This is a genomic window from Roseofilum sp. SBFL, assembly GCF_017746885.1.
In the GTDB taxonomy this organism is placed as follows: domain Bacteria; phylum Cyanobacteriota; class Cyanobacteriia; order Cyanobacteriales; family Desertifilaceae; genus Roseofilum.
On record NZ_JAGHZH010000074.1, the window covers coordinates 1 to 22,019 of the forward strand.

General features: G+C 44.6%; 19 protein-coding genes. 4 read left to right on the plus strand and 15 right to left on the minus strand.

What is annotated here, in order from left to right:
• The first annotated feature begins 271 nt into the window (after positions 1–271).
• Positions 272–829, plus strand: a complete 558-nt coding sequence (locus J7545_RS08430) for a Uma2 family endonuclease (RefSeq protein WP_318698212.1) — start codon at positions 272–274, stop codon at positions 827–829.
• Between the two features lie 88 nt (positions 830–917).
• Here J7545_RS08430 and J7545_RS08435 read toward each other — a convergent pair whose 3' ends face one another.
• Both J7545_RS08435 and J7545_RS08440 read right to left on the minus strand, forming a co-directional pair.
• The gene (locus tag J7545_RS08435) at positions 918–1,745 is read right to left on the minus strand and encodes a photosystem II manganese-stabilizing polypeptide (protein WP_318698213.1); all 828 of its coding nucleotides are present in this window, start codon (positions 1,743–1,745) and stop codon (positions 918–920) included.
• Positions 1,746–1,897: 152 nt separating this feature from the next.
• Entirely contained in the window at positions 1,898–3,229 is a 1,332-nt protein-coding gene (locus J7545_RS08440; protein ID WP_318719438.1) for a four-carbon acid sugar kinase family protein, read from the minus strand.
• A 104-nt stretch (positions 3,230–3,333) separates the two neighbouring features.
• Here J7545_RS08440 and J7545_RS08445 point away from each other — a divergent pair, with 104 nt between their 5' ends.
• Both J7545_RS08445 and J7545_RS08450 read left to right on the plus strand, forming a co-directional pair.
• Entirely contained in the window at positions 3,334–4,485 is a 1,152-nt protein-coding gene (locus tag J7545_RS08445) for an AAA family ATPase (protein ID WP_318698215.1), read from the plus strand.
• 2 nt (positions 4,486–4,487) lie between these two features.
• Positions 4,488–5,144 (plus strand): DUF3226 domain-containing protein, encoded by a 657-nt coding sequence (locus J7545_RS08450; protein WP_318698216.1) that lies wholly within the window; start codon positions 4,488–4,490, stop codon positions 5,142–5,144.
• A gap of 22 nt (positions 5,145–5,166) precedes the next feature.
• Here J7545_RS08450 and J7545_RS08455 read toward each other — a convergent pair whose 3' ends face one another.
• The 4 genes from J7545_RS08455 to J7545_RS08470 form a co-directional block, all read right to left on the minus strand.
• Positions 5,167–5,490, minus strand: a complete 324-nt coding sequence (locus tag J7545_RS08455; RefSeq protein WP_413038760.1) for a Mo-dependent nitrogenase C-terminal domain-containing protein — start codon at positions 5,488–5,490, stop codon at positions 5,167–5,169.
• A gap of 159 nt (positions 5,491–5,649) precedes the next feature.
• A complete protein-coding gene (locus tag J7545_RS08460) occupies positions 5,650–6,828 on the minus strand; it encodes an iron-containing alcohol dehydrogenase (RefSeq protein WP_318698218.1) in 1,179 nt (392 codons plus the stop codon).
• Positions 6,829–7,017: 189 nt separating this feature from the next.
• Entirely contained in the window at positions 7,018–7,503 is a 486-nt protein-coding gene (locus J7545_RS08465) for a YbjN domain-containing protein (protein WP_318719439.1), read from the minus strand.
• Positions 7,504–7,526: 23 nt separating this feature from the next.
• Positions 7,527–10,688 carry a hypothetical protein gene (locus J7545_RS08470; RefSeq protein WP_318719440.1) on the minus strand — a complete coding sequence of 1,054 codons (3,162 nt, stop codon included), beginning with the start codon at positions 10,686–10,688 and terminating at the stop codon, positions 7,527–7,529.
• A 268-nt stretch (positions 10,689–10,956) separates the two neighbouring features.
• Here J7545_RS08470 and J7545_RS08475 point away from each other — a divergent pair, with 268 nt between their 5' ends.
• Complete coding sequence (locus J7545_RS08475) at positions 10,957–13,158, plus strand: hypothetical protein (protein ID WP_318698221.1); 2,202 nt, start codon at positions 10,957–10,959, stop codon at positions 13,156–13,158.
• A 124-nt stretch (positions 13,159–13,282) separates the two neighbouring features.
• Here J7545_RS08475 and J7545_RS08480 read toward each other — a convergent pair whose 3' ends face one another.
• The 9 genes from J7545_RS08480 to J7545_RS08520 all read right to left on the minus strand — a co-directional run bounded on the left by J7545_RS08480 (position 13,283) and on the right by J7545_RS08520 (position 21,810).
• Positions 13,283–13,612: a hypothetical protein gene (locus tag J7545_RS08480; RefSeq protein ID WP_318698222.1), complete on the minus strand. Its 330-nt coding sequence runs from the start codon at positions 13,610–13,612 to the stop codon at positions 13,283–13,285.
• Positions 13,613–13,799: 187 nt separating this feature from the next.
• Positions 13,800–14,015 (minus strand): hypothetical protein, encoded by a 216-nt coding sequence (locus tag J7545_RS08485; RefSeq protein WP_278003030.1) that lies wholly within the window; start codon positions 14,013–14,015, stop codon positions 13,800–13,802.
• 139 nt (positions 14,016–14,154) lie between these two features.
• A complete protein-coding gene (locus J7545_RS08490; protein WP_318698223.1) occupies positions 14,155–15,597 on the minus strand; it encodes a methyl-accepting chemotaxis protein in 1,443 nt (480 codons plus the stop codon).
• Between the two features lie 23 nt (positions 15,598–15,620).
• Positions 15,621–16,700: a chemotaxis protein CheW gene (locus J7545_RS08495; RefSeq protein WP_318698224.1), complete on the minus strand. Its 1,080-nt coding sequence runs from the start codon at positions 16,698–16,700 to the stop codon at positions 15,621–15,623.
• A gap of 17 nt (positions 16,701–16,717) precedes the next feature.
• The gene (locus J7545_RS08500; protein ID WP_318698225.1) at positions 16,718–18,226 is read right to left on the minus strand and encodes a CheR family methyltransferase; all 1,509 of its coding nucleotides are present in this window, start codon (positions 18,224–18,226) and stop codon (positions 16,718–16,720) included.
• Between the two features lie 342 nt (positions 18,227–18,568).
• A complete protein-coding gene (folE, locus tag J7545_RS08505; RefSeq protein WP_413038759.1) occupies positions 18,569–19,285 on the minus strand; it encodes a GTP cyclohydrolase I FolE in 717 nt (238 codons plus the stop codon).
• A gap of 90 nt (positions 19,286–19,375) precedes the next feature.
• Positions 19,376–19,585, minus strand: a complete 210-nt coding sequence (locus J7545_RS08510) for a hypothetical protein (RefSeq protein WP_318719441.1) — start codon at positions 19,583–19,585, stop codon at positions 19,376–19,378.
• A 121-nt stretch (positions 19,586–19,706) separates the two neighbouring features.
• On the minus strand, positions 19,707–20,687 hold the full coding sequence (gene accA / locus J7545_RS08515) for an acetyl-CoA carboxylase carboxyl transferase subunit alpha (protein WP_271938623.1): 981 nt from the start codon (positions 20,685–20,687) through the stop codon (positions 19,707–19,709).
• 82 nt (positions 20,688–20,769) lie between these two features.
• Positions 20,770–21,810: a long-chain acyl-[acyl-carrier-protein] reductase gene (locus J7545_RS08520; RefSeq protein WP_318719442.1), complete on the minus strand. Its 1,041-nt coding sequence runs from the start codon at positions 21,808–21,810 to the stop codon at positions 20,770–20,772.
• Between the last annotated feature and the right edge of the window lie 209 nt (positions 21,811–22,019).

The following is a 22,019-nucleotide window of genomic DNA, read 5'->3' on the forward strand; positions in this document are numbered from 1 at the left end:
ACCAACAAAATCGTTGCTTCGGCAGAGCGAGCTACATGTTTCCGAAGTGTTAACTCTCCATCCATCGTCTACTCTACTCTTCAGCTCTTTACCTTCCCTCTTATTCTAGCCCTCTTTCGGCAGAGTGACAAAAGAGGGATTATCCTTTTTTGTCACTCTGGGAAAACTTTTCTCTTGTCTTGACTCAATTCTAGGACTCTTAGAGAATTGGCGATCGCCATGAGCTAGTTCTAACTTGCTAGAATAAAATCCCATCAATCTCCTAATCCAGATGATTCAAGCCCTAACTCCATCCCTAAGCTTAGAGGAATTTCTGGAGCGTCCAGAAACCAAACCGGCTCTAGAATATCTCAACGGAACCATTCAGGAAAAACCGATGCCCCAAGGTGAACATAGTCGCTTACAATACAGGCTCTGTTTGGCGATTAATACAGTGGCAGAAACGGCTAAGGTTGCTTGTGCGTTTCCCGAACTGCGTTGTACCTTTGGGGGACGTTCTATGGTTCCCGATATTGCTGTCTTTCGCTGGGAAAGAATTCCCCGAACTGATAGCGGAAAAATTGCCAATCGTTTTGACCTTCATCCCGATTGGGCTATTGAAATTTTATCGCCTAACCAAAATCACTCTCAGGCCTTAGATAAATTATTGCATTGTTCGCAAGCAGGCACCAGTCTGGGATGGCTCATTAATCCCGCAGAAGAAAGTACTTGGGTCATTCGAGAAAATCAACGCATTGATTTATTTACGACTGACGCACAACTGCCCATTTTAGAAGGGATTGATCTACAGTTGAGTGTCGAAGAAATTCTGGGTTGGTTAATCCTCTAAAATCCATTCCCTATTCTCTAGCATGAAGCACTGGCAAAAAATAGGGACGAACACTCTTCGTCCCTACTTCAATCAAAGTCTGATGAAATTAGCTCAAATCTTCTTCCACACGACCGTAGAAGATACCTTTGATTTTCACATCTACAGGCTCTTTGGCCCCTAAATCAGTATCCGAAGGTTGGACACTGACAAAAATTCCACCAAATTCTCCAGTGCTGGGGTCAACTTTCGTGACTTGTAAAGAAATCTCTCCTTCACCCACTTGAACCCGTTTCACATTAGCCAGGGTCAAATCGTCAGCATCTGCGCTAGAAGGTAAGGCAACGGCATTATCATAACCGGTCGCTACCCCTCTGGCTTTTGGATCGAGGAAGGTTGCTCCCCGATAGGAAGGAACCCGGAATTTACCTTCAAAATCAGTTGAGGTATTGATGCTATCTGCACTCGGTTGACTTTGAGCCAAGAGATTTTTGATAGTAAAGAAGAAGGGAACTTCTTCACCTCCAGGTAGGAGTACGGTAACAATTTGGAAATCAATTCCACCTTTTTCAGCAAAAGTCAGAGCTTTATCTGAATTAAAGGTCAGGTCTCCATAAACTTGAGTAAGGCTGGACGTTTTACGGGTAAGCACTTTACCGGGTACAAACTCAGCTTCTTTACGCTTGCTAGTGGCTTCTTCTTTAACAAAATAGTCATTAGGTTGCAAGCATAAATCAGTTAAGACGTAGGTCTTGCTGGAATCTAGGGGAATGGAACCTCTAGCGGTTTCTTCCAATTGGGGACAGTTATTCGCTAAACCTGTGTTTTTAATATCATCGTAGGTGTAGTCGCTGCCTACGGCTGGGCCTTCACTACAGGCGGTAATCAGACTCAAACACAAGGCTAAGATGACAGAAATAAAAGCGCGGTATTTCATAGTTGAGTTGTTAGCGTTGACCAAATGTGTTTTCCTCCAACGGAGTCGTGCTGCTCCGCACCTAAGAACGGATGGCTTAGGGTGGGGGAGCGGCAAAACTCTTTTAACCATAATTTCATAAAATGGTACGGCTAAGATCCCGTTAAGTTGCGTCAGTGAGCAGAGGGCTGGTTTAATCGTTGATAGACGGTGGCTAACCCGTGGCGATCGCCGACATTCCCTGGAAAGAGGACGACGGGTAAGTTGGGGAACCGGGGATGATCGATGGGAGTACGCACGAGGGAACATCCGGCTAGAATTTGGCCAAGCAGACGAGCCGATCGCAGAGCTAACCCATGACTGAGGACATCATTAGAGGTAATTCCGCCTTTACTAATTAAATAGCCGATGTCTTCCGGTAAGTTCTTAACTACACTCATTAGGACGTGAGACACCTGTTTGCCAAAGTCGAGCCGCGCTTGAATGGTGGGAAAGGTGAGTTCTTGGCGGGAGGTGTAGATAACGGGGGTTCTGCCTTGGCTGTGGATGTCTTGAACTTGGCTTAAAATGCTTTCTATGAGGTCTTCTTGACTGTTTGGGTCATTTTTGAGTAAATGGCTCACATCGACTTCTATACCGCTAATTTCTGGCTCTTCCAGCAGTTGGGAGAGTTGTTCTGTGGTTTTTTGTACATGGGAACCGACCAAAATTACGCCCGGTTTGCCTTCGCGCACATATTGATTCATGTGTTCAGCCATGACGGGTTGGGAAGGCAGTTGAGCAAGGGAGGTAAGAATACTGGCAGCGCTACGGAGGAGGAAACGTTTACCATGGGAACTAGCTCGCAATAAGTCACCAGCAAACCAGTCTAGATCGACTTGATGTTCTGCGTCTACGACTCCACATTGATTATTACTGAGGGTCATCAAGCGGTCAAAGCTGCCTTCGCGAATGTCTTCGAGCAGAAACCGTTGGACGCGATCTCTGCTAATTTGACCTTGGGTTTTCTGGGCAACATAATCGGGAAGATAGGAGTGGGAGTAACCAAAGACGGAATCTTTGGCGAATTCGGTTTCATGGACGGGGGTTGGGGTTCCGTCGATCATCAGATAATGGATACTATCGCGGGTGATCCGTCCGCCTTCAAAGAACGCAGGAATGAGAAAATGGGCATCAAAGGGGCCGAGTTCGGAGGCGATCGCATCGGTTTCAATGGGATAATGGCCGCGCAGCGTGGAGTCCGAGCGACTGACAACTAAGAAGTTTTCGATCTGTTCTGCGGCGATCGCCTGCTTCAAATTTTGGCACACTTCCACCGTCACTTCCTTCGCTTCTTCCGGAGTCAACGCCCTCGTATTCGTCAAAATAAACACAATCGGCGAATCATCCGTTAAGCCAAATCGCAGGGTTTCCACATCCCACTGCATCAGCAACAAACAACTATGCACCGTTTGCGAGCCGGTGGGATCGTCATCAAGAACAATTATTTTCGGTTGGGTACTCATGGGTTGGTGTAGAGCAATAACTCATAAAATTATACCAAATTCCGTTATCCCCATATGTTAAACTTCTATTGGTTTTCCCCTCGTTCTTCCAGCGAGTTTGCTCTATGCTCAGAAGCGTCAAAATTGAGAATTTTCGTGGCTTGCAATCTTTAGAGCTGCAAGATCTCGGTCGTTTAAATCTACTCGTTGGAGCCAATAATTGCGGTAAAACCTCTATCCTAGAAGCCATTCAACTGCTTTGTTCAAGAAATAGTCTTGAGTCGATACGAGATGCGATGATAAGACGAGGTGAATGTTTTTTTGAACAACAAAATAAGTCTCTTGACTTTGATATCCGTCACTTATTTTATCGTCATCTAATTGATCCAAATCTTGAATTTAAAATATCAGGACTCAATAATGATATTTGTGAAACAGTCATTGCAACAATAATTTTTGACTCTGATCGATTTCAATATTCAACAAACTTCAGAGATCGAACCTTTGAGTACATTGATCCTGATGCAGATATTTTCGATGAGTTGAGTCTGGTGATAACCTGGAGAAAAGGAGAAATGAGAAAAGATTGGGAAAAAGAAGAGTATCTTGACAACTTTCGTTTTCCCTTATCTATTGATGAAACAATCTCTGATGATTTAATCCTGAAATTTATCAGGTATGGTAAATCTCAGAAAAAAAACGAAGATCGAACAAATTTCATCGGATCATATTCACTCACTTCAGATACAATGATTGAGTTGTTTAATAATATTGTTTTAACATCAGAAGAGCAACCTGTATACCAAGCCCTTCAAACTATTGAGCCTAACTTTGAGCGGATTGCTGTATCATCTCAATCAACCCCGTTTTTGCAATCGCGAGAGGGCTTCCTCGTGCGTCTTTCCGATAGCGATCGCCCGGTTCCCATTGGCAGTCTGGGAGATGGCATCTGGCGCATGTTAGGACTCGCCTTAGCCATTGTTAATACCAGAGATGGTTTTTTATTCATTGATGAAATTGATACGGGTTTGCATTACACAGCCATGGCAGATATGTGGAAATTAGTCTGGGAAACCGCTAAACGCTTAAATGTACAAGTGTTTGCCACCACCCATAGCAGTGATTGTTGGCGCAGTTTAGCCACCATTGCTAGTGAAGAAGATGCCGCAGAAGATGGTATTAGAATCCACCGCATCGAACGGGATAAGCGTGAAAGTATTGTTTTTAGCGAAAAGGAAATTGCGATCGCAGCTACTCAAGACATTGAGGTGCGCTAACGATGGCACGTCAACAGAAACCAAATCCAAAAAAATTGATTGTTGAGGGAAATGAAGACCTCAGAGTTATCCCTGAATTGATAGAAGCTCATGGAGTTATTTGGGAACCCATTAAGAATGAACGAGTAGTGGAGATTATAGTCGCTGATGGAGATAAAAAGATTAACAAAGAGAGTATCTCAACTCGGTTCAAAGAATCTGGATTAACTGCCCTAGGAATAATCGTAGATGCAGATCAGGATTTAGAGGGACGCTGGAGGAGTATTAGAAACTTTTGCTTACCCAGTATTGCCGATATTCCCGAACAACTACCTGCCTCTGGACTCATTCATATCACGCCTGAGAATATTCGATTTGGAATTTGGATTATGCCAGATAACCAAACGCAAGGGATGTTAGAGACATTCCTAAAATATCTCGTTCCAGATAAAAGTCAAACCCTTTGGGAGTATGCCCAAGAAGTTGCTCAAGCAGCCAAGAAAAAAGAGGCAACCTTTAAATCTTCTCATGTCGATAAAGCGAATATCTATACCTGGTTAGCTTGGCAAGATCCACCGGGACGACAATTGCACGATGCAGTTAAGCAGAAAATTCTCGATCCGAATCATCCGAAAGCACAGGACTTTGTGAAGTGGTTCAAAGCATTATATCAGTTGTAACTCGTTTTTGGATTAACCTAAATTAGCAATAAATGCGAATATCTTGTCCACATTCATCCGCTAAATAGCATAGCGCCCGGAATCGCAGAGCAACCACTTCTTCATAGAGGGGATTTAACTTGCATAAGGGGGGAATATGACCAATTTTACGACCAAATAAATAGAGATCGCGGGCAAAAGGACATTGAACGGGAATGAGACGACAGACGAAATGGGCTATATTTTCATTACGGATTTCTAACTGATTGAGCCATTGACGTAAAGGAGATAAATAAAGCTCAATGGTCAATTCACTGCCTTTGATTTCAGGATTAGCAGGACGTTGGTTGAAGAGAAAATTGAACATCATCATGACTCCTAGTTGCTTGCATACTCCTAGTGTATGCATAAGTCAGCCGGATATCAAGAGGGTTTTAATATAATTTATTTTTATCTTTTATAAGGTGAGCTTACCCCATACTTGTCATAAATAGTATTCCTTAATACTGAAATAACCCTATTTTGTCTACAATCTGTCCTGTAAGATGGAGTAGATTTCATTGCGATGGAGATCGAGATCTGGGCAGTAATCGAGGGTTTTTTCGACTACTGGGGGAAGATCTTGGGCACTAATACCGTATTGGCCCAGACGAGGAATCGGTAAAATTTGCACCCATGCCTCTATAATATTGACTAATGCATCACAATAATAATTCGGACTTTGCTGAGTCCGGCCGTCAAAAAGCTCTCCCACCTTGGCTAGTTTCACCAGAATTGGATTTTGGGCATAACGGGTACGCAAGGCTTTTAAGCTCACCCGTAGAGCTGAACCGGCTAATGTGCTACAGGCGATGCGATAGGGAATGGGGCAAAAACTACTGAGGGTGATGGAGAGAGATTGTAGCAGTCCGATGGAGCTATTGGCTTGACTAATACCAGATGCGCAGGAGGCATAGGCCATTTTTCCCCGCACTGCTTGACTGCTTGCTCCCACTGCACAGGCGAGGAGTAAATTATCTTTGAGAGATTCTAAGCCACTCCAGATAATGGCTTCTGTTAAGGCGGAGGTATGAAGGGCAAATTCGGCTTCTATTAAGTGGGATAAAGTCACTAACCCACAAGTAGCGGTTAGGTCAGAAGGGCAGGAAATGGAGAGTTCTGGGTCTAAAATAACGGCATCTGGGATAAATTGGGGGTGAGTGAAAAAGGTTTTTGTGCCTCGAATTCCTACTCGGTCGATCGCAATTTTCGGGGTGACTTCATTTCCCGATCCAGAGGTAGTGGGAATGGCAATTAAGGGAATTTTGGGGTGGGTGAGGTAGCGGTTGGCGATTAAGGTTTGGATATGATCGATCGCCGAACTTTCTGGAGGAATACCACAAGCGATCGCTTTTCCCACATCAATCACACTGCCTCCCCCAATACTCACAATCGTATCAATCGATAAATCGCGGATTTCCGCACAGATGCCATCAATTAGAGAATCCGTCGGTTCGCGATCGCAAATGGTGTGATAGACTTCCCCAGCCGACTGACTTAAATTTGTCTTAATCTCATCTAACTTACCAGAGGCCTGCAAAGAGTTTGCACCTGTAATGAGCAGTACCCGATTACCCTGGAATTGGGTAATTAGACTGGATAATTCTCGAACTTGGCCAGCACCAAAGTAAATCGGGGGAACCTTGGAAAAACTAAAGGCTTTCATGGACAAGGGGTTCTGAGGTCTAAGGGATAAGGTTGTATCGTAACAACCCTACCCTTTGCCATTTTAGGCGAAAAATCCTGAGAATTGGAAAACTAGTAGTTCTCATTGCCGTTAGTGATATCCTAAATTTCAGTCGATTCCCCTAGATTCTCCGGAAAAAGGGAACTTTAAGCCTGGTTCTCTTGTGTTTTAGGGGACTGAGCCAGAATCTGACGAGGATAGCTCTCCAGATTCAATCTCTTGGATTGCTGCTTCTGGAGAATATCCTTCTAAACCCACCATAATAATCCCTGGTAAATATTCAGCCATCATCTCCACATTCGCTTTGACGATTCCCTTAAACAGAGCTTTGGAGAGGCGATCTCCTTCCACATCTATTCCTGTTTTAAACCGGATTTCCCCTGTCTCTGGATTCATTTCAAAGTTACCAATGGGCATTCCATAGTTGGCTTGCATCAAGAACTCAGACACGGCGGGCCAGCGATCTTGAGGGGTCTGAATCGGACATTCCGAATAAAACAGGCATATTTGTTGTTCTTCACGAGGCAGGGCATAGCAGGCCCACCCTCCCACATCGGGTTCCTCGAAATCAAACACGAGAGCATCTACTGGTTCAGAAACGCGATCGTAACTCCAGCCAATCTCTTCTAAAAAATCCATCATGATTTCTAACATAAGCAGTTTAGGTTAAATTTTGACTACCATTTAGGGGAAGGGGAGGTGTTCTTCCAGTCTCCTTTTTTACCAGGTCTCCATTTAGCACGTTTTTCGTCATATTCTTTGAGCTTCTCTGGATCAAAAACAATATCTGCAATATCGGACTTAATTTTCTTCTCCCGTTGCTGTTTCTGATCGTCAGACTCACTCTGAGGGGGTTGATTCCTTTTCTTCACATCTTCTTCAATCGCTTTGTACACATTTTCCTGTACTGTTTTCACTTTAGAGGTTTTCGGATTCTCCACGGGTTTGAGTTTGTATTTGAGAACAGTACCCAACAGTCCGCTCCGCTTTTCACTCTTAAAGCTTCCTAAACCAGGCACCTTCACGGTCACGTCTTGAACTCGACGCAAATCTACTTCAGTTTTCTTCTCAGCTTTCTGGCCATTTTTCCACTTCATTTCATGATTAAGATCGATACCCCAACCCAGAGTCGGATTTACCTCCGAACCTACCCCAGCGAACTCACCTATAGTACCTTTGATATTACCCAATGTGACTATATTTGCTATGGCATGACTCAGTGCTGTGGATTCCTCCAAGACCATACCTGCCCTTTGCGTCTTAGTTCTGCCGTCTGGGTTTTCCTGTTCTTTTCGAGTTAGTCTTTCCGCTAACTTGTATATGTTACCACCTAGGGTCGTCACTAATGTCTGTAGCATAGCTGCAATAAAACCGTTAATCGTCACAACCACTTCATGTTTGGTTTTCACCAAATTAGATTCATAGGTTTTAAACTTGCTCTTGCTTTTCTTGCGATCGTCTGTGCCACTATATTCTCGGGTATGCTTATATTTAACCTTCACACCCATACCTGCAAGTGGGTTTCCAACGCTAAATTTTCCTTCCACTTCTGTAAAGTGCATACCATAGTGTTTGCCTTTGTTTTTTTGACGACCCTTACCTTTGATCCTGTCCCATATCCCTAGCTCTTTCAGCTTGGCATATTTCTCTTTTTTCCCCAAATCTCCAGAAAGGGCTTTAATCGTATTTTTGTTATATCGCTTACCTGTGTTCGATTGATGCTCTGCCTTGATTTCGGCTACACTACCAGCAGCAGCTTTGCCCTTAACTCGGCCTAAGAAGCCTAGATCCACATAAACATCATCTGGTTTTTCCGTTTTACCCAAAACATCATCTTCAACTTTAGCCGCCCAGTTTTCAGAGGCACGATATCGAGCAGACGCGCTCTTTCCTTTACCCCAGAGCCGACTGGTGAGCGATCGCGGAATTACACGAGACTCACGAAAGCGACGATACAACCCATAAGAGAGTTGTTGCATCACATTCTGAGAATTAGTACCCTGAGCCTCAAAATAGCCTCCCAATTCTCCAGCAATTAGGGCAAGCCAACCCGTTGGATCTGCAACTCCACCTCCTACAGAAAACTCACCGCGTACTTTCAGTTTGCCTTTCTCTTTATTTTCCGCTTTCAACAAAGCAGTTAGGGTCAAAACCCCAATTCCCGCACCCACTGGAATGGCCAACGAAGCCTTAAGTTGGCTTTTATCCCGATATTTAGGAACAGCCAGATCAATTGCTGGAGCTAATTTGGAAAAAGCACCATCAAAGGTCTGTCCATAATACTTCCCGGAGAGTTCGACTAATTTTTCCTCTTGAGCTAGTTTTTCTTTGCCATACCCCGTTAATTGATCAAACTCATCTGGATTTTTGATCTTCGTCAGATCCGCGTATTTATTGTTGATGTTCAGGTCTGGAAACTCCTTTAGGGCGGGATATTTAGTCTGGAAATTGTTGCGGGTATCCTTCACCTGAGCCAAAAATTTTAACATCGCTGGATAACGATGTTTTCGACTCGTGTCATCTTCATGGCCAGTTAACCAACCCATCGCCAAGGTTTCTAGATGTGCAGACCATTTGAGCATACGAGCGCGATATTTATTGACATCGTTCATTAACTTTATGTAGTGCTGCTTCTTCGTCACGTCTTTTAGCTTCTCCTCGTCAAACCCCGCCGCTTGATCTACCGTCTCTTGATAGGGACGAAGAGAGTCGTAATAATAGTCGCCCAAAACACCATGTATCGCATCAATAGTTTTGCCAGATTTTGCTTTGCCAAATCTGGTTTTCGCCTTCATGACGTACTTTTCATACTCTTCTGGTTTCCAGATCCGATTGAGATCGGGAATCATATCTTTGGCAATCTCTGGTAAGTCCCACGTTCTCGTTTCATTTCCATGTTCGTCTTCTGTTCTTTTATCAAACTCCTTGAGAATACCCAATTGGGGTATTACCTGGTTTCCCAGCTCGATTTGTACCTGTTTGTCCAGTTGCTTTAAGGCATTGAGTTTCCTCAACTTATTACCCTCATTCTTAGCCACCCATGTCTTCGTTACTGCACGTATGTTTTTTAACAGACTTTCCCGTTTCACAAGGCTGTTCCTTCCTTGCTTTTCTTGGTGGTATTGATCGAGGAGTTTACAAATCTTATCAAAATTAGATTTTTGATACCATTTTTTCTTTTTAGGATTACCCACTCGAACTCGCAGTTCCGAACTAGTCATGAGGGGGTGGACTGGAGCCGGTGCGTTATACAGTAGGGGGGCCACACTCTCCGTCACTTTGGCTTCTAGTGGTGGGGGTTCGATTTTAGGAATGCTCATATCAACGCTAACCACATCTGGGGTATCTGGTAGGGGGGCCACACCTGGCGATACCTTGGGTTCTCCTAGTTGGGGGGGAGCAATCTTAGGAATGCCCATATCAACTACATCTGGGGTATCTGGTAGGGGAGCCATACCCGACGACACCTTGGGTCCTCCTAGTTGGGGGCCAGCTATATCAGGAATGTCCATATCCATCTTAGGAGCCTTCGGGGAACCTTTCTTAGGAGCCTTCGTGGTGCTGGTCTGGTCTTGGTTCTTGGTCTCAAGATGGGCCAGATAAGCCTTTAGATGCTCCCCCTTAGCCTGCACTACAGGCCCTCCGTTGAAGTGCAGGGGAGCCTCTCGCATGACGGAGAAGAGGGGGCCTTTAGGAAGGATGCCTTCTGTTTGGTCAGTTTTCTGGAGTGTGGGTTGTCGTTTCTGGGTTTGAGGAGAGATAGGGGGTGGCCCAAACTGGGAAGTTTTAAGCTTACGTTCGGACTTGGGAGAGCGGCGACGGACGCGATTAAAGGGCATAGGAATACCTCAATCGAGGGATGTTGTCGGGGGAGGACGGCTTGAACCAATGAATCAAAGGCGATCGCTCAAGATTCGACCTAATTTAATTTTTAGACCTCATAATTGCCCATTCAGAAGGGCAACCACCCAAATCATAAAGCACGATGATAAAATCCGTCTATGGTGTGCTATGCAATTAACGAATGCCTGTAAAAATATGAACTTGTATAGGACATTGTAAGATTTTAGTTAACGATCTCCAACCACACCAGAGGATTATTTGAGTATGACTATTGCTACCACAGCACCTCTCTTTTGTCAAGGAATCCAATTTTTTGCGGACACCCTCCCCGAATTTGCCACCTACGGCAACCAACCTGCCATTGAAGCAGGGAAAACGGAGATCGCCTCCCCCAGCGACCCGCGTGCTGCCTACCAAACCCTGCTCGCTGCCGATGCCCTGCGCTATCTGACCCTGCAAATCACCGCCTCCAAACAATCCGGACACCCCGGTGGATTCGCCAGCATTGCCGATGCGATCGCCTCCCTCGTCATGCTCGGTCACAAAAATATCATCACCGAAGTCGGTCACCATGCCCCCGGATTCTACAGCAATATGTTCCTCGATCGCTCCCTCGAAGACATGGGCATCAAAACCGTGCAGCAAATGCGCGAACGCTTTCGGGAAATGCACGGACTCCTCGGCCACCTCTCCGGCCAAATCCCCGGACTCCTCAACCCGGCCGGCCCCCTCGGCCAAGGGCAACACTTCGCCATGGCCGGAGCCAAACTCCACCCTGGCATCCTCTTCCCCGTCACCATCGGCGACGGTGGTCTCGGCGAACCCTACATCATGAGCAGCTTCGGCCACTTCCACACCGCCTTTCCCCACATCACCAACTTCCTCCCCATCCTCGTTTGGAACGGTTACTCCCAGGAACACCACAGCATGGTCTCCACCAAAACCAACGAAGACATGATCCAATACTGGGAAGGCAACGGCTTTGAAGAAGTCATCCTCGTCAACGCCAAAGACTTCGACGACACCAACCAACCCGGAGACTATGTGGACAGCACCCAATTCTCCTTCAAAAACCGGCTTGAATTCGTGCAAGAACTCCTCGCCGCCACCCACCAAGCCGCCCAATCTGCCCTAGGGGGTAAACTGACCGTCCTGATTGTCAAACAACTCAAAGGTGCAGGTGTTCACAAACGTGGCGCAAAATCCCACAACCTCTATCCCGGAGATAACACCGAAAAAGACTACATCGTGAGTGCCCTTCAAGAACGCGCCCTCACCCCTGAAGGCTGGCAACTCGTTCGCACCAACTTTGAGCGCGCTGCTGGAGGCCCTGCTTCTGGCCATGTCGTCACCGAAAAAGAACTCCCCGTACCCGAACTCGGACAACTGCCCCTCACTGAATATCCCGTCAAAGGTGACAAAAAAGTAGCTACCACTGCCATGGGTGAGTTAATCGTTCATGTGGGCAAAACCGACCCTAATTTCTTGTTGACTAACGCTGATGGTAATGCTGCATCGGGGATTAATAACGTCAATATCGGTCTGAAAATCCTCCATCCCACCCCTGATGAAGACTACTTCCAAGGGCCCCAAGGCCAAGTCTATGAACCCTTAAGTGAAGATGCCTGTGCAGGGTTAGCAGCAGGTCTTGCCCTCTTTGGAGCGCGTACCCTCTGGTGTTCCTATGAATCCTTCGCCATCAACGGCCTGCCCATTTGGCAAACTGTAACTCAAGCGATGGCAGAATTGCGCCGTCCCACCCCCTCAACCATTACCCTCTTTACTGCTGGAGCATTAGAGCAAGGGCGCAACGGTTGGACGCACCAACGGCCAGAAATTGAAAACTATTTTGCTGCCATGATGCGCAATGGTAATATTTTTCCGCTCTTCCCCTGCGATGCCAACAGTATCCAAGTATGTTATGAATGGGCATTGGGAACTAAGAATAAAGGAATTACGATTACGGCCAGTAAATCCCCCTTACCGGTTCGGACTACCCTCGACCAAACTCGTCAGGCTCTTCAAGATGGGGGAATCATTCTCCATGAAACCGAAGGGAAACAGAAGGTCGTGTTTGCTGTGATTGGTGATATGCCTTTAATTCCCACGTTTGAAGCCGCTCTAGAATTAGAAGATGAGGGCATTGGCGTGCGTATCGTTTCCGTAATTAATCCCCGACGGTTATATCGTCCCACCGATGTCGCTTGGGAAACTTGCACCGAAAAGGATAGCCATTTCTTAGATGATGTTGGGTTTGATCGTTTGTTTGCTGGTGATGCCTTAATTGGCATTACTGGAGGAGCTAGTGCCTTATTAGAACCAGTGATGTTGCGTAGTACCTGTAAGCGGGATACCTTTGCCTGGAAACGGGGAGAAACGGCTTCGAGCGCTGGGGAAATTATGGCGTACAACGGCTTGAGGGCGGAAAACCTAGCTAAGCGAGCCGAAGAGTTGTTAGGTCGTTAGAACAGAGAGTGGGCAGGGTATTGCACTAGAAGTTGGAGAACAAGGAAAATTCTCCAACTTCTAGTACCCTGACCGCACTACGATGATTCACGGATAGCCAGACCTTAGCTTTTAGACCTTTAAGCTAAGGTACCTCTCTGTCATATAAGTCAAACTCTTGTGGTGTTCCATTTAAGTGGTTGAGCAATTTTTCATATAACTCTTGATTACCATTTTGTGCTTCCCATACTTTCTCAATCCAGGTGAGTAAAAAAGCCTCACGCTGATCGATTTGACCATCATCTTTTGTGAAAGATCCCTGGCGCAATCTTTCTTTGACCTGATTGCTCCTAGATTTCAGATGCTCTAAAATATCTCTAGATACGAAGTCTAACTTACCCTCAATATGTGGATAAGCTTCAAGGACTTCGTCGATCAGGAGGTCAAATATTTTTTGGTGATTGAGCTGGGCCATGAGCTGGATTATCCTAAATTATTTTTGAATCAATTAAAAACTGTTCTTAGAGCCTATTCCCTATTCCCTATTCCCTATTCCCTGTTAAAGGCAACATCTTTTACAAAATCACCCAGGAGGTTCCCCAGTTGAAATTCACTATCATCTCCTTCTAAGAGAAGATGGGCCAAGTAGTTCATGGGAATTTCTAGACGATAGCAGAGATTTCATCGACTGTCTGGATGCGCCCTTTGTAGACAGCGTGCAGGAGGCGATCGATGGCAGCTCGTTCCTCATCAATGAGGGAATCTTCGAGGACAGCGGCTAAGAGTCCGTAACAGTCAGCTTGAGTGAGAGTGCGGGTTGTGCTGACTTGGGCAAAGAGTTCAGGTATGGCAAAGGGGAGTAGGCGTAGTTGAATCATAACTTTTCGATTAAAACTCATACTATTTGTACGATAAGGAAAGATGAAGCCGATCGGGGTGATGACTATCAGAGAAGGGTGTGATGTATGTCAAGATTGGAGTTGATTTCGATCGCTAAAGTAGGAGTATTAAATCGTCTTAAATAATACTTTTCAAGCTTAAAGAAGCTTCGTTAAGTTTTTGAGTCCCGATGCGGGTTTGGGAGATACTGGAGGCGGTTTCTTTGGCTCCTTGGTTAATGCTATTCATGGCTTCTACGATTTGTTGAATGGCGATCGCCTGTTGTTTAATGTTTAAGGAAATCTGCTGGTTATTCAGCACTACATCGTTAATCGCTTCAGCGACACCACTAAAGGCTTGGGCGGTTTTCTGAGCAATATCTACCCCAGAACTAACCGTTTTTGTTCCTTCTTCCGTCACCATCACCGTTGAATTAATCGACCCTTGAATATCCATCACTAAAGCATTAATTTTATCGGCTGATTTGCGACTTTGATCCGCTAATTTGCGGATTTCACTGGCCACTACTGCAAAACCTTTACCATGCTCTCCGGCTCGTACTGCTTCGACTGCAGCATTGAGGGCTAACATATTGGTTTGATTGGCTAAATCACTGACTAAGGCAGAAATATTACCAATTTGCCCAGTCTGTTCACTGAGCAAAACAATTTGTTGGGCGATCGCACTCACCTTTTCCCGTAAATCTTCCATCCCTTGCAGTGTATTATCTACCGCATCACTACCTCCTTGAGCTAAGATCAAGGCTTGTTGAGCCGCTGATACTGACGCTTCTGCCTGCTCAGAAACCTGACGAGAAGAAGCTCCTAACTCATCCATCGTTGTTGTGGTTTGATTCACCGAAGATGCTTGTTGAGTAACCGTCCGCTCTTGCTGTTCCACCGTAGCCGCAATTTCTGATGAAAACGCAGCTATTTCCTCTGTAGATTGATTAATGATTTTGGCCAATCCTCCAGAAATCCAAAAGGCGAAAGAGACCGTCACCACGGTTAAACATAGCGTTCCTAAAGAAATTACCCAAATCAATGTATGCAGAGCATTAGTTGCTTTTTCCGTTTCTAATTTGAGCAAATCTTCTTCCATCGATGAAAATCGATCGGTTATTCGATCAAAAGCTGTTGCAAACTCTGTTCCTTGCCCAGAACTAAAAAGGGCAATTGCTTCATCCTTTTTTCCTTCATCTGTTAAGAGATGTGTCTGGTCTGAAAACTCCTGATATTGATTTTTTAGATCAATGATCTGATCTAGAAGTCTCTCTTGTTCAGGGTTTTTCACTAAAGATTTTAATTCTATTGCAACAGCATCAAACTGACGAATGTATTCTTCGTATTCTTGCAAAAACCTTGGATTTTGAACAGCCAAATAGCCTCGATTACTCCGAATCATTCCCTGCCCACTTAAACTTAAATCACCAATATTTATAATCACTTCTTGAACTCGATCTACCGTTTGAAAAACTTCCTGTGCGGTGATATACACCCAGCCAGAAATCAAGGCAGTAAACCCAATGGGTATAGCATAGCTAAACAGAAGTCTTTCTCTGATTTTTAAATTGGAAAACATCTATTTTCTCCTCAATGATACAACTAACCGGCTTCATTAACTCGTAATTCTGAGTGATTCAAAACCTTTTTTAAATCGAGAAGTCCCATCATTTTTTCTTGATAAGCTACTGTTCCCTGTAGATATTCTTCATCGACCACATGCACAGCCGTAGGAATGGGTTTGATTTGCGATTTGGACAAGTAGATGACATCAAAAACTTTGTCAACGACCACACCAACCACAAAGTCTTCAGTAGCGACCACAACTGCTCCCAAGGGAAACCGATTGTAGTTTAGGTGTAGAATAGACCCAATATTCACTAAAGTAACAATTTCACCTCTGAGATTAATATTGCCCACAATATGAGGGGGACAGCATGGAATAGGCGTGACTCGCTCAATAGGAGTAAATTCGCGCACTAATTCTAAATCTATACCAAAATATTCTTCATTCAAACCAATAACCGCAATAGGCATTAAACCTTTGATATCTTCATGAGCTAGAGATTGTCTTAGATTTTTCGCCCTGGAGTGAAAAATCTCTCGCTCTTTTTGGCTGGCATGGGGACAAAATAAAGTTCGGTTGTGAGCATGGAATTGTTCATTGTCAGAGGTAAATTCTTCTTCTTCAATTCCTGGATCAATGTCTGCCAACTCCTCAGTTTCTACCGGGCGGAGTAGAGTCTCGATATTTAAAATCATGATAATGTGATTCTCCACTTGTACCAATCCCCTCATACAAGGGGTCATAGATGGCCAATGAAGCGATTTTTTAAGCGTACGTTTTAAACGCCCTTGGGAAAATTGAGTCGAGATCTCTGATTCTTCAATCATCTGTACTTCATGGACTTGATTGACAATAATGCCCATGAGTATGTCTTCAGAGTGCAAGACAATGACGCTATCACTGATTTGGTATTCCTGAGTTGCATATCCGAGTCTAGATTCGAGATCCATAACTGGAATAATCTTACCCCTTAGATTGAGAACTCCGGCAATATCTCGTGCAACTTCGGTAACGGAGGTTAACTCAGGTAAGAAGAAAATTTCTTCTACATATAGAGCATCTATCCCGTAGCGTGAACCGTTCAGGCTAAAGGTAATAAACGGTTTTTTTTTCATAATCCCTATTTTGAAGTTTATTGAAGTTCTTTTAAGCGGTTCTTAATAAACCTCAATAATTCTTTAGTTGTATATTCTTCTGATGTTCCTATTTTAGCATCTTGAGGATGTTTTTGAAGTAAGTCTAGGGCAGTGTTCCAAAACTTGCGAGCTTGTACTTTATTCCCTTGTTGAGCATACAGAGACCCTAAATCTAAATAAGCGGAGATTGATTTTGGTTCTAAATAAATAATCCGCTTTAGGTAGATCTTTGCTTGCTCTAGTTCTCCTTTTTCTTCTGCAATTTGTGAGAGTAAATAATAGGGATCAATAGCAAATGATCTAACAGATAAACACTCATGAGCATATTGGATAGCTAGGTCTAGTTCTCCCAGATTGGCATGGGATTTTGCCATCGATAGTAAGTCCGTGAAATTCTTTGGATTTTCTTCTAAATAGTCTAGAGATTTTTTAATCAGATTAGGATACTTTTCTATCTTAGATATTTTTTGATTCTGATTCTTCTGAGGTGAATCTTGAAGTTTGTAAAGGGTTAAATCATCAGTATTAACGGAAATATGAGCGGCAATCTGATTGTCAGAAAAAGGTAACTTTAAACCCGAATTATGGGCTAAGGGATGGAAGAAAGAAGTGCTTTTTTTCTGCTCGGAAGATGTCTTGCCATTCATCAAAGCACATTTTTTTTGGTACACGATAGATTCCGGAAGAGCCTTGATTTGCAGACACTGTAAGTTATGACCATATAACTCCGTATGGCTAGTAATAAAATACCCTTTATTGTGAAGGGCATTACAAAATTTCTGTAAACAAATATCAATGGCTTCTTTGGTTAAGTAAATGAAGACATTGCGACAAATGACTAAATCAAATGGTATGAACTGACCCTGGTCTTGAGGAATGGAGTCTAGGATGAGATTGCTGGTTTGAAAGTGAACTAATTGTTGGACATCAGGGTTGATTTTCCAGAGTTCTTGATGAGGTTTGAAATAGGAGGCTTTTAATCTGGGTTCAACGAGTCTAAAAGACCAGTCATTGTACAATCCGGTCTTTGCTTTAGCGATCGCCATAGCATTAATATCTGTTCCCAGAACCCGCAGATGCCAGTTTCTCCAGTCGGGAATCAGCTCCATTAACAAAATGGCTAAAGAATAGGCCTCTTCTCCCGTAGAGCATCCAGCACTCCAGACGTTGAAACTGGGGCGATCGCGATCGCCAGCCTGATGACGTTGTATATTAATTAACTCGGGTAGTAAATGGGTTCGCAGAAGCTGAATTTGTCCTCGATCGCGAAAAAAATAACTTTCCCCTGTTGTCAATAGATCGATCAACGCCTCCCACTCTCGATCGCTACGGTGACTGGGAGTAGCCAAATGTTGATAATAATCATCAACTGAAGACATTCGTAAACATCGAGTACGATGGACGACCTTCTGGCTCAAACTCTCACGATCCTTAGAGCGGATCGCTAATCCCGTCTTGTGGTTAATCAACTGAATCAACTGCTCTAGCAGAAAAATATTAATCATCAGACTCAGTTAACCCCCTTAGTCTTCCAATGCTCTTCTTCTGGCTTTCTTCATTAACTAGAATGACAGACAATACAGCTATGGAAATCTAATCTTCCAATTATTTAAATAGTTTTAAGCTACGGTTTTATCCAGCCCGGTAATTGTCCTCTTGCCTGAATATTGACCTTATTCCCTTGATTGAACTTTGCTATAGCTGCGAAAGCGAGAGTTCGGACATTTTTCTAGTGCCTATTGCCTCAAACCATAACCTAACTATCCTAACCAACCCTTTCTCTACGATACCTTGAAGGACAAGGGGCCCCAGCCCCTTGTTGAACAGAAAGTTATAAAAAATTGCCCTTAGAAGAAGCTGGGTTGATGACGAATCAAGTTTAAGAATTCTTCACGTACTTTTTGATCTTCCTTAAACACACCCACCATCGAGCTAGTTACTGTCCAAGATCCAGGCTTTTGCACACCGCGCATCACCATACACATATGATTGGCTTCAACCACCACTGCCACTCCTTGAGGGTCAAGAATTTCTTGGATCGCTTCAGCCACTTGGCGAGTCAGCCGCTCTTGCACTTGTAAGCGACGGGAATACATTTCCACAATCCGAGCTAACTTACTTAAACCGACCACTTTTTGATTGGGAATATAGGCCACATGGGCCTTACCCATAAACGGCAGCATGTGGTGTTCGCACAAGCTAAAGAGATTAATATCACGCACTAGAACCATTTCATCATGGCCTTCATCAAAAATGGCTCCATTGACCAGATCTTCTAAGGATTGATGATAGCCATTGGTGAGGAAGCGCATAGCCTCTGCAACCCGTTTGGGGGTTTTCAGGAGTCCTTCCCGCTCTGGATCTTCGCCGAGTTCCGCTAACATCGTCTGTACGGAATCCATTAAGGCTTGATTACTGACATCAGAACTAGGATGGGAAATTTTTGACTCCGCACCATGGGTGGTAGAGCGATCCGGCCGACTCGATAACGGTTGATGTTCCTTAGCATCCTTATCCGAAGAATAACTCAAGGAGGGAGAACCATTAGAGGAAGCAATAGTCATAAGATTGAAAACTCTCTTTTCAGTTTAGGTGGGTGAGCAAAGACAGACAAAGAGGAACTTGGTCTGCACTAGGATCTGGGCCAGAGCTACTTAAGCCGAGCTACTGACTTTGAGGTATTGTTCCATTCCTCGATGGCTGCTGATGGGGGAAGTAATGGGGTTTGAGATCGTTTTGGAGCGATCGGAAGGATCTAGGATTGACATCAGCAGAGAGGCTGTGTAGCTAGAGACTAAGGCTACACTTTGGATCAATTGGAATAAAGCTGAAGAAGCTTGGACAGCCCATGCCAGGGAGGTCAAGCCGTTGTAATCTAAACTTCTTGGATCAGCAAAACTCAAATCGGTAATGAGGAAAATGTAAACAATTGTTACTGGGAGCCATTATAACTCCGATTGCCCCTGTTAACACAAGGGAAAGGGTCTAGGCTGACGCTTCTAAAAAGACTCCAATGTGTCTAAACTTCTGATAGCGCCGGTCTCGGCGTTGTTGCGGAGATAGGGCATCGAGTTCAGAAAGATGGCGAAGAATAGACGTTTTCAGAATATTAGAAGCTTTTAGGGGATCGCTATGAGCGCCACCGAGGGGTTCCGGCAATAAATCATCTAAAATCCCCAATTCTTTTAAGTCTTCGGCGGTAATTTTTAGCGCTTCTGCTGCTTGGGGAGATTTTTTGGCATCTTTCCAGAGAATGGCAGCACAGGCTTCTGGAGTAGCGACGGTATAGACGGCATGTTCAAACATCAATAGGCGATCGCCCACACCAATCCCTAATGCTCCCCCCGATCCGCCTTCACCAATGACAGTACAAATGATGGGGACATCAAGGCGGAACATTTCCCGCAAATTATAGGCGATCGCCTCCCCTTGTCCTAATTCTTCTGCTTGCAGTCCTGCCCAAGCTCCAGGAGTATCAATAAACGTGAGAATGGGCATTTTAAAGCGGTTGGCATGATTCATCAATCGTATGGCTTTGCGATAGCCCCCGGGTGAAGCCATACCAAAGTTACGGGCCACATTATCCTTAGTATCCCGGCCTTTTTGATGGCCAAGCATGACAACCGATCGCCCATCAATACGACCAATCCCTCCAACTAAGGCTGGATCGTCTCCTCCACAGCGATCGCCATGTAACTCAATCCATTCCTGACTAATCGACTGGATATAATCCAACGTCGAGGGACGGCGAGGATGGCGAGCCAACTGCAACCGTTGTGTGGGAGCCAAATTGGTAAAAATCTCCTCTCGCAGTTGAACGGAGCGCTGCTCCAACTGATGAATTTGATCGGAGACATCGACACTGTTTTCTTTTGCCAATTGCCGAATGTGTTCAATTCGGTTTTCTAGTTCAAACAGCGGTTTTTCAAAATCCAGGAGTAGGGGTTTACGTTCAGGAGTATTCACATTCACTAAAGGGGAATCACATTTTCTCTCAACCCGTCTCTCATTTTATCGGATTCGGGTCATCTGTACTCAACTCTGAGCCTTAAACCTGGGGTAATAGCAGGGGACGAAATCCATGTTTTACTGAAGCACTACCAATTTTCTCCATTTTTCCCACTGTAATCTGATTACGACCCCAAGAAAAACTCTCATACCACTGCTCGAAGTCTAGAATCATGGCTTCAGCAAAGCAAGCAAACAACTGTCGCTCGGGCACATCCATCTGCACAATATCCATAATTTGCCATTCAATATCCAGGGAATGCTCTACAATCCCACCATTGACCACATAAATATCCGTATCTTGCAGTTTAGTCCCCAAATTTTTTGGATATCCCCCATCAATCATCAAACAGGGGTGTTTCAATGTAGACGCATCAATTTCTACACCCTTGGGCATACTGGCGACCCAAACCACCACATCCGCTAGGGGGAGAGCCTCTTCTAAGCTCAGAATTTTACCTCGTCCCAGTTCCGATTGTAGCGCTCTCAGGCGATCCTCTTTGCGAGCCACCAAGAGTAAATCGGCCACATCGGTCTTCTGATTCAGCCATCGACAGACAGCACTCCCAATATCTCCTGTTGCACCGCAAACGGCGATCGTCGCTTGGGATAGATCGATCCCCAACTGAGCCGTCACCTGTTCTACTTGTTGACAAATAATATAAGCGGTATGGGTATTACCCGTTGTAAACTTTTGAAAGTTTAATTCCACATTACGAACCCGTGGGTTGTCATGAAGATTAAATTCTTCAAAAATAATCGAGGAAAATCCACCCAAGGCCGTAATATGAATTTCATCTTCATCTTTCTGTTTCTGAGCATGGGCCATAGCGTTCAGGATTTTGCGAGTGGCCGCTTTAATCCGACGATTGGCCAACATTTCTGGGAGAAAACAGGATTCGATATATTTACCGGTTATGACTTTTCCGGTAGCGCTGGTGACTGTAATATCATCCACTGTCTGTGGAGGAGCAGAACACCAGAAATCCAATCCCTGATCTGCATATTCTGGATATCCCAAATCCCTGGCAACGGATTGGGCATGTTCTAAGCTAGTAAGGTGACCGATCAGACCAAACATGGATGTACTAAATTTAAGCCGTCTGCTAATAGAGTAAAGGACAATGGGACGAAATAGACCATTTTAGATTGACATCCACCCCTGCCTAAAGGCGAGGGGATTCCTAAACCTCACGATTTAGGTTTCTGTTTCATCGCAGTTGCCTTCACAGATTTACTCTGTTCGGGTCTTACACTCGCTCCGCAGACTGACACGGCAAGCCCTGCCGC